We start from the raw sequence: 2,621 nt of genomic DNA on the forward strand, positions 1-2,621 counted from the left end.
GGGTGGGGTGGTTCGGTGCGTCGGCGGGTGCGGGTTCGTCGTGGCTTGTCGCGCAGGTCCCCGCGCCCCTTGAAGGGTCCGGCCCCGGTTATGAGGCGCCGTAGGCCGGGCGTGGCCTTTCGGCTTCCGCCAGGAGCTTTCGTACGGTCTCCCCCGCGCCCTCCGGGGTCCAGCGGGCTCCGTTGTCCCTGGTCGGGCCGGGACGCCAGCCTTCCATGACGGTGATGCGGCCGCCCTCCGTCTCGAAGACCCGGCCGGTCACACCCTCGCTCGTGGCGGAACCCAGCCAGACCACCAGGGGGGAGACGTTCTCGGGCGCCATGGTGTCGAAGCCGGTGTCGGGGGCGGTCATGGTCTCGGCGAAGACCGTCTCGGTCATTCTGGTGCGGGCCGCGGGGGCGATGGCGTTGACCTGGACGCCGTAGCGGGCGAGTTCGGCGGCGGCGACGAGGGTGAGGCCGACGATGCCGGCCTTCGCGGCGCTGTAGTTGCCCTGGCCGAGTGAGCCCAGCAGGCCGGCACCGCTGCTGGTGTTGATGACGCGTGCGGTCGGGGTCCGGCCCGCCCTGGTCTCGGCCCGCCAGTGGGCGGCGGCGTGTTTCAGGGGGAGGAAGTGGCCCTTGAGGTGGACGCGGAGGACGGCGTCCCAGTCGTCCTCGTCGAGGTTGACGAGCATCCGGTCGCGCAGGAAGCCGGCGTTGTTGACGAGGGTGTCGAGCCGTCCGTAGGTGTCCAGGGCGGTCTGGACGAGGGAGGCGGCGCCGTCGGTGGTGGCGATGTCCCCGCCGTGCGCGACCGCGTCCCCTCCCTGGGCGCGGATCTCCTCGACGACCCGGGCGGCGGGGCTGCCGGGGCCCGGTGTGCCGTCGAGTCCCACGCCGAGGTCGTTGACGACCACGCGGGCGCCCTCGGCGGCGTACGCGAGCGCGTGCGCGCGCCCGAGGCCGCGGCCCGCGCCGGTCACGACGACCACGCGCCCTTCGCAGAGCCGCCCTTCGCGGTAGGGGAGTGTGCCGCTCATCGTGGTTCTCCTTCGTCGGTGTGGGCGTTCGCCGCGTCCAGGAAGGCGGGGCGTTCGCCGCCGCCGTGGACGAGGAGGGAGGCGCCGGTGATGTAGGCGGCGGCGTCGGAGGCGAGGAAGACCGCCGCGTCGCCGATGTCGGCGGGGGTGGCGAGGCGGCCCAGCGGGACGGTGCGGGCGACGGCGGCGACGCCGTGCTCGTCGCCGTAGTGGAGGTGGGCGAGTTCGGTGCGGACGAGGCCGAGGACGAGGGTGTTGACCCGGATCTCCGGGGCCCACTCCACGGCCATGGAGCGGGCGAGGTGTTCCAGGCCGGCCTTGGCGGCGCCGTAGGCCGCCGAGCCGGGTGAGGGGCGGCTGCCGCTGACGCTGCCGATCATCACGATCGCGCCGCCGGCCCGCCGGAGGTGCTCGTGGGCGGCGAGGGACACGGTCAGTGGAGCGGTGAGGTTGAGTTCGACGACGCGGGCGTGGCGGCGTGCGTCGGTCGCGGTGAGGGGGCGGTAGGGCGTGCCGCCGGCGTTGTTCACGAGGACGTCCACGCGCGGGAGTTCGGCGAAGAAGCGGTGTACGGCGTCGGGGTCCCGGACGTCCAGCGGGATGAACTCGGCGCCCTTCAGCGGTACTTCGGGGGGCCGGCGGGCGCAGGTCACGACCTCGGCGCCGGCTTCGGTGAAGGCTCGGGCGATGCCGGCGCCGACGCCGCGTGTGCCGCCGGTGACGACGGCGACCTTCCCGTTGAGCCGCATCCGCTGCTACCTTCCGCAGGAGAGACGCACCAAACAAACGTTAGGTGGAAGGTAGCTGATGCTCCGATGAGTGTCTCCACCTCGTCCCCGGAAAAGGGGATTTCCGTCGTCACGGTCGATTTCCCGCCGGTGAACGCGCTGCCGGTGCGCGGGTGGTTCGAGCTGGCCGAGGCCGTGCGCGGCGCGGGGCGCGATCCCGGGGTGCGGTGTGTCGTGCTGGGTGCGGAGGGGCGCGGGTTCAACGCCGGGGTGGACATCAAGGAGATCCAGGCGGCGGGGCACAGCGCGTTGATCGGCGCCAACCACGGCTGCGCGGAGGCTTTCGCCGCCGTGTACGAGTGCGAGGTGCCGGTGGTCGCCGCCGTCCAGGGGTTCTGTCTGGGCGGCGGGATCGGGCTGGTGGGGAACGCGGACGCGATCGTGGCGAGCCAGGACGCGACCTTCGGCCTGCCGGAGCTGGACCGGGGCGCGCTGGGTGCGGCGACGCATCTGGCCCGGCTGGTGCCGCGGCATCTGATGCGCGCGCTGTACTACACCTCGCGTACGGCGACCGCCGCCGAGCTACGGGCGCACGGTTCGGTGTGGCGGGTCGTACCGCGTGCCGAACTGCCGTCCGCCGCTCTGGAGTTGGCACGGGAGATCGCCGCGAAGGACGGCCGGCTGCTGCGGCTGGCCAAGGCGGCCATCAACGGCATCGACCCCGTCGACGTCCGCCGCAGCTACCGCTTCGAGCAGGGTTTCACCTTCGAGGCGAACCTCAGCGGTGTGGCCGACGAGGTCCGCGGCCGGTTCGGGGTGGCGGGTCGTACCGCGACAACGGGCAGGGCTGAGGCGGCGGGTAGGGCCGGGAG

Annotated in this window: 3 protein-coding genes; 1 reads left to right on the forward strand and 2 read right to left on the reverse strand. The window is 73.3% G+C overall.

Annotation, left to right across the window (positions count from 1 at the left end; genetic code table 11):
- Positions 1-88: 88 nt before the first annotated feature.
- Together P1P70_RS43250 and P1P70_RS43255 are read right to left on the reverse strand one after the other, a co-directional pair.
- Positions 89-1,021 (reverse strand): SDR family oxidoreductase, encoded by a 933-nt coding sequence (locus tag P1P70_RS43250; protein ID WP_319247783.1) that lies wholly within the window; start codon positions 1,019-1,021, stop codon positions 89-91.
- Complete coding sequence (locus P1P70_RS43255) at positions 1,018-1,770, reverse strand: SDR family oxidoreductase (RefSeq protein WP_319247785.1); 753 nt, start codon at positions 1,768-1,770, stop codon at positions 1,018-1,020. The genes P1P70_RS43250 and P1P70_RS43255 overlap by 4 nt, the downstream gene beginning before the upstream one ends.
- A gap of 66 nt (positions 1,771-1,836) precedes the next feature.
- Between P1P70_RS43255 and P1P70_RS43260 the strand changes: the two genes are divergently transcribed.
- The coding region (locus P1P70_RS43260; RefSeq protein WP_319247787.1) for an enoyl-CoA hydratase family protein at positions 1,837-2,621 on the forward strand (785 nt) is incomplete at its 3' end.

Origin of the sequence: Streptomyces sp. MB09-02B (assembly GCF_033794485.1) — a bacterium.
Taxonomy (GTDB): domain Bacteria; phylum Actinomycetota; class Actinomycetes; order Streptomycetales; family Streptomycetaceae; genus Streptomyces.